3 protein-coding genes and 2 pseudogenes are annotated in these 4,463 nt (G+C 67.1%); 1 reads left to right on the top strand and 4 read right to left on the bottom strand.

The window, feature by feature from the left end; genetic code table 11:
* From JCM9942_RS11255 to aspS, 3 genes and pseudogenes are all read right to left on the bottom strand, one after another.
* Positions 1-229, bottom strand: a pseudogene (locus JCM9942_RS11255) (esterase/lipase family protein); the annotation flags it as partial.
* Between the two features lie 112 nt (positions 230-341).
* Entirely contained in the window at positions 342-863 is a 522-nt protein-coding gene (locus JCM9942_RS11250; protein ID WP_054659723.1) for a GNAT family N-acetyltransferase, read from the bottom strand.
* A gap of 152 nt (positions 864-1,015) precedes the next feature.
* Positions 1,016-2,773: an aspartate--tRNA ligase gene (gene aspS, locus JCM9942_RS11245; RefSeq protein WP_054659721.1), complete on the bottom strand. Its 1,758-nt coding sequence runs from the start codon at positions 2,771-2,773 to the stop codon at positions 1,016-1,018.
* 463 nt (positions 2,774-3,236) lie between these two features.
* Between aspS and JCM9942_RS11240 the strand changes: the two genes are divergently transcribed.
* The gene (locus tag JCM9942_RS11240; RefSeq protein WP_241772682.1) at positions 3,237-3,917 is read left to right on the top strand and encodes a DUF3011 domain-containing protein; all 681 of its coding nucleotides are present in this window, start codon (positions 3,237-3,239) and stop codon (positions 3,915-3,917) included.
* 65 nt (positions 3,918-3,982) lie between these two features.
* Here JCM9942_RS11240 and JCM9942_RS11235 read toward each other — a convergent pair.
* Positions 3,983-4,463, bottom strand: a pseudogene (locus JCM9942_RS11235) (hypothetical protein); the annotation flags it as partial.

The following is a 4,463-nucleotide window of genomic DNA, read 5'->3' as shown; positions in this document are numbered from 1 at the left end:
AGAGCCTCCAGCGCCACCAGCCCCCCGAGCTATGCCCGACCAGCGCGACCGGGCCGCGACCACGCAACCGCTCGATCAGCAGCGGCACCGCCACCTCCGGGCCACCGAACACGCTGGGATAGCCGAAACTGTTGACTAAAAAGCCCTGCGCGCGCAGCCGCCACGCCAGGGGGCCGACCCAGGCGCGGGCGTTCCAGATGCCATGCAGCAGCAGTACCGGTGATGTCATTGCGTCCACCTTGCGCCGCTTGCGGCGCCCGTGCTCCATATCGATACGGGGAGTGATAGCCGACCCACGGGCAATCCCGGGTGAAGCAGGTGTTGGGTGGCCACGGCCGGCGCTAGGGTGAACGGCGCAGGATGAACTCCCGGTCGCGGACCCGGCCCACCGGGAATTCGTACTCGCCGGCTTTCTCAAAACCGTGCCGGCCATAGAAGCGCTGCGCGCCGAAGTTTTCCGACCACACCCCGATCCACAGCGTGCGCGGGCCCTCGCGCTCCAGCCATGCCAGCGCGGCTTGGAACAGGCGGCTGCCCCAGCCGCCATTCTGATGGCCCTGGAGCAGATACAGGCGCTTGAGCTCCCCGTCGCCGGGACGCACCTGCGGATGCGGCAGGCCACACGGTCCGGCGGCGGCATGACCAACGGCCACCCCATCGCATTCGAGCAACCACACCGCATAGTCCGGATGCTCCAGGATCACCCGCTGGCGGGCCGCCGGATACGCTTCGTCCAGAAACGCCTGCAGATCCTCCGGCGGATACAGATGCCCGAAGGTCTCGACAAAGGTACGTGTAGCCAGCGCCGACAAGGTGTCGGCGTCGTCAGCAGTAGCGCGGCGGAGCGTGTAGCGATTGTCGATCACGGGGTTTCCGGCGGTATGGGAACGATGCCCAATCTATCCGGCGGCATTGCCATCGGATAGGACCGCCAACGCCCCCCCTCCAGACGCATTGGCGGCGGGCGCCGGCGCTCATCAACGCGACCGGGCAGCCATCAAACGGCGAGCGGAACTTATTCCTTGGCCGCTTTCGGACGCACCTGCACATGCACCTCGGCCAGCTGCGCGTCGGTGATCGGCGAGGGCGCGTCGGTCATCAGGCACTGTGCGCCGGTGGTCTTCGGGAACGGGATCACGTCGCGGATCGACTCGGTACCGGCCATCAGCGCGGCGATGCGGTCGATACCGAAGGCGATGCCGCCGTGCGGCGGTGCGCCATAGTTCAGGGCATCCAGCAGGAAGCCGAACTTGGCGCGCGCTTCTTCAGCACCGATGCCGAGCAGCTCGAACACCGCGCTCTGCATCTCCGGACGATGGATACGGATCGAACCGCCGCCAATCTCGTTGCCGTTGAGCACCATGTCGTAACCGCGCGACACCGCCGTCTTGGCATTGGCGCGCAGGTCGGCCACGTCATCCACCGCCGGTGCGGTGAAGGGATGATGCAGGGCCACATAGCGCTGCTCTTCCTCGTCCCACTCGAACATCGGGAAGTCGGTGACCCACAGCGGGGCCCAGCCATCGGCGACCAGGTTGAAGTCCTTGCCGGCCTTCAGGCGCAGTGCGCCCATGAAGTCGGAGACCTTGTTGTAGCCGCCGGCGCCGAAGAACACGATGTCGCCATTGCCGGCACCAATGTGCTTGAGCAGCGCAGCGAAGGCGTCTTCGGCGAAGAACTTCTGGATCGGCGAGCTGATTTCACCGTTCTCGCCCACCTTGATGTAGGCCAGACCCTTGGCACCGTACTTGGCGGCGTGGGCGGCGTATTCGTCGATCTGCTTGCGGCTCAGACTGGCACCACCCGGGATGCGCAGCGCGGCCACGCGGCCGTCGGCGTCATTGGCGGCCGCGGTGAACACCGGGAACTCGCTGCTCTTGACCAGCTCGGCCACGTCCACCAGCTCCAGCGCGATGCGCAGGTCCGGCTTGTCCGACCCGTAGCGGCGCATCGCCTCGGCCCAGGTCATGCGCGGGAAGCTGGCATCGAGATCGACGTCGACCACTTCCTTGAAAATCGAGCGGATCATGTCCTCGACGAAATCCTGCACGTCGCGCTCGCGCACGAAGGCGAACTCCATGTCCAGCTGGGTGAACTCCAGCTGGCGGTCGGCACGCAGGGCTTCATCGCGGAAGCAGCGGGCAATCTGGTAGTAGCGGTCAAAGCCGGCCACCATCAGGATCTGCTTGAACAGCTGCGGGCTCTGCGGCAGCGCGTAGAACTCGCCCGGGTGCATGCGCGCCGGCACCAGGAAGTCGCGCGCGCCTTCCGGGGTGGCCTTGGTCAGGATCGGGGTCTCGATATCCTGGAAGCCGCGGCCATCCAGATGACGGCGCAGGGCCTGCACCAGCTTGATGCGGGTGCGCTGCATGCGCTGCATTTCCGGACGGCGCAGGTCCAGGTATCGGTACTTCAGGCGGGTTTCCTCGCCCGGGTTTTCGTGGGCGTGGAACGGCAGCGGCGCGGCCTTGTTGAGTACGGTGATGGCGGTGGCGATCACTTCCACCTTGCCGGTGCGCATTTTGTCGTTGACCGCGTGGCGGGCGCGCACGACGCCTTCCACCTGCAGCACGTCCTCGTAGCCCAACGAGGCGGCCACGGCGAACACCTCGGCGTTGTCCACCTCCACCGTCACCTGCACGATGCCTTCGTGATCGCGAAGATCAATGAAGCAGACGCCGCCCTGGTTACGGGCCACGTCGGTCCAGCCGGCGAGAGTGATGGTTTGGCCGATCAAGGTCTCATCGACCAGGCCACAGAAATGGGTACGCATGGAAAAGCTCCGCAGGGGATGCCAGCGCGCAGCGGCGCCGGTGAAGGTTTTATATCAGCCAAGGCCGATCAAGCCGGTTATTTTGCGGCCCGGGCGGTGCGGGAGCAAATCCGGCGACCAGTCACGCCCGCTTAAGCGGGTGGCGGACTATAGTCGGCCACCTCCGGAACTGAATGGGGATGTCACCATGAAACGCCACCTCCTGCTTGCCTGCCTTGCCGCGACCCTGCCCGGCGCGCTGTTGACCGCCCTGCCAACCACCGCACAGGCCCAGGCCACCCGCGCCTACGCACCCGAGGACCTGCGCCAGCTCAATCGCGCCGACCGCGCCCGGGTGATCGAGCGCGAATACGCAGACCAGTCCGGCGGACGCCGCATTCCCGACGACCAGCTGGAGTTCTACCTGGACCAGGTCAATTCCGGCTGGGGCTTCTCCCGGATCAAGCAGGACATCGCCACCTCGCTGCGCGGCAATGGCGGAGGCAACTGGAGCGGGGGCGGCAACGGCAATGCCGGCACCCTCCGCTGCGAGAGCAATGACAACCGCCAGCGGGTCTGCAACACCGGCTGGCGCCGCGCCACCCTGGTCCGCCAGTTGTCCAAGACCCAGTGCATCGAGGGCCGCAACTGGGGCAGCAGCAACGGCAGCGTCTGGGTCAGCAACGGCTGCCGCGCTGAGTTTGCCGAGGGCCGTGGGGGCCAGGGCGGCAACTGGAACGGCAATGCCGGCACGATCCGCTGTGAAAGCAATGACAACCGTCGTCGCGAATGCGCCACGGGCTGGCGCCGCGCCACCCTGGTGCGTCAGCTGTCCAAGACCCAGTGCATCGAGGGCCGCAACTGGGGCAGCGGCAACGGTACGGTCTGGGTCAGCAATGGCTGCCGTGCCGGATTCACGGAAGGCCGTGGCGGTGGCTGGGGCAATAACGGTGGCAACTGGAATGGCGGCAACAGCGATTACAGCGTCACCTGCAGCAGCGATGACAACCGCATGCGCTCCTGCGCCTGGGACCGGCGCCAGGGGCGCCCGGTGGTCATCCAGCAGTTGTCCAGCACCCCGTGCGTCGAAGGCCGCAACTGGGGTTACAGCGGCAACAGCGTGTGGGTGAACGCCGGCTGCCGCGCGCGCTTTGGCAGCCGCTGAGCACCGGCCCGGCTCCTGCCGGAACAGTGAAGAAGGGCGCCTCTCGGCGCCCTTCCTTTTTCCGCTCAGCTCTCGCTGCCCCACGGCGCGGGCGGCAAAGCCACCGGCGCGGTGAGATCGAATTCGACCTGGAACAGCCGCCCGTCCGGGCGCGACAGCTCGTAGACGAAGCGCTTGCCCGCTTCCAGCTCCATCGCCCAGGTATTGCGCACCGAGCCCTGCAGACCCTCGCGCTGGAACAGCGCCACCGACTCGGCATCCACCGGGAAGCGCTGCCGCGTCACGCTGCCGGCGTCCTGTGTGTCACCGCCGTACATCGTGGTGGCATCCGGACTGCCGTCCTCATGGCGGTGATCGTGTTTCAGGCGCAGCCCCCCGGCGGTGCGGGTCAGCACCCAGGTCCGCGACCGGTCATCGCCGACATGGAACGGCACGCGCAGCTCCTGGGTCGGCGCATCGCAGCCGCGGACATGCATCACCAGCGCCTTGCCCTCAAAGGCATCGGGGTGTGGCCGTGGCCGGCTGGTTGGCGACCACGCGCCCCGG

Origin of the sequence: Stenotrophomonas pictorum JCM 9942, assembly GCF_001310775.1 — a bacterium.
GTDB classification, from domain to species: Bacteria; Pseudomonadota; Gammaproteobacteria; order Xanthomonadales; family Xanthomonadaceae; genus Stenotrophomonas; species Stenotrophomonas pictorum.
Note: the sequence above shows the minus strand (reverse complement) of the source record. Positions and strands in the feature narration are given on the sequence as shown.

Excerpts from the sequence above, each read along its gene's own strand:
- aspS (WP_054659721.1), bottom strand. The coding sequence starts at position 2,773 with ATGCGTACCCATTTCTGTGGCCTGGTCGATGAGACCTTGATCGGCCAA.